Annotated in this window: 2 protein-coding genes; both read right to left on the bottom strand. The window is 55.9% G+C overall.

Annotation, left to right across the window (positions count from 1 at the left end; all coding sequences use genetic code 11):
* Window positions 1–339, bottom strand: a 339-nt coding sequence (locus BG74_RS06835) for a transcription antitermination factor NusB (protein WP_305809581.1), incomplete at its 3' end; no start/stop codon positions are given.
* Between the two features lie 73 nt (window positions 340–412).
* The coding region (gene fmt / locus BG74_RS06840; protein ID WP_244267401.1) for a methionyl-tRNA formyltransferase at window positions 413–1,043 on the bottom strand (631 nt) is incomplete at its 5' end.

Below are 1,043 nucleotides of genomic sequence, written 5' to 3' on the forward strand. Positions count from 1 at the left end.
CTGCGGCCGTTTCAGCTCCACCGCGCCCTCTACCGTCTCCGCCAGCGTGGCATAGGAAGGGATACGGGTGTAGATTAACTGATATAAACCGACCATGAGCAGGTAATGAACTGACCTCTGTTTACCAGTCAACGGTTTTTCCATCATTTGGTGCAGGATCCATTCCAACTGCGGCAAGACGCGCATAATACCGAAACAGAGTTCCTGCAGCAGTGCGCGGTCCTTTTCGTTCAAAGACGCCTGCAACGGCGGTAACAGGGTGCTCAGGGACTGGACTTGGTCTAGTCCCTGAGCCACTGCCTTGGCGGCGATAACGCGGAGATTATAATGTGTTTTCATAGCAGACCAGGTCGTGGAGGCCCCCGCCATATAACTAGTAACTAACACCGCCAGCTCACCCTTAAGGTGAAGATTAATCTAGAAGCGTACCGGGAATAAACCATTCGCGGCGTGAATTGAGTAACTCCTGGACTGGCATCGCTTTTTTACCCGTAGGCTGCAACTGAGTTAGCGTCAGGATACCCTCGCCGGCAGCGATGTGAATGCCGGCCTTGTCCGCGGCCACAATCGTGCCTGGCGCACATGAAGCCGTTTGCCGGGCGTCAAAGTTGGCGGCCCAAACTTTGATTGGCTGCCCCGACAGCGGGAAATAGCTGATGGGCCAGGGGTTAAAGCTGCGGATGCAGCGCTCAAGCTGTGCTGCGGTCAGGCGCCAGTCGAGCCTGGCTTCGTCCTTGCTGAGTTTGTCCGCATAGGTCGCGAGCGCGTTATCTTGTGGCTTAGCTGTGGCGCAGCCGACGGCAAGCTGTTCAAGCGTAGTCAATAGGGCATCCGGCCCGATTTGCGCCAATTTGTCATACAGAGAGGCACTGGTGTCGTCAGGCTTAATAGCACAGGTGGCTTTATGCAACATAGCACCAGTATCGAGGCCGGCATCCATCTGCATAATCGTCACGCCGGTTTGGTCGTCACCAGCCCATAATGCTCGCTGAATCGGTGCTGCCCCGCGCCACCGTGGCAATAGCGACCCATGGACGTTGATA

Source organism: Sodalis-like endosymbiont of Proechinophthirus fluctus, from assembly GCF_001602625.1.
Taxonomy (GTDB): Bacteria; Pseudomonadota; Gammaproteobacteria; order Enterobacterales; family Enterobacteriaceae.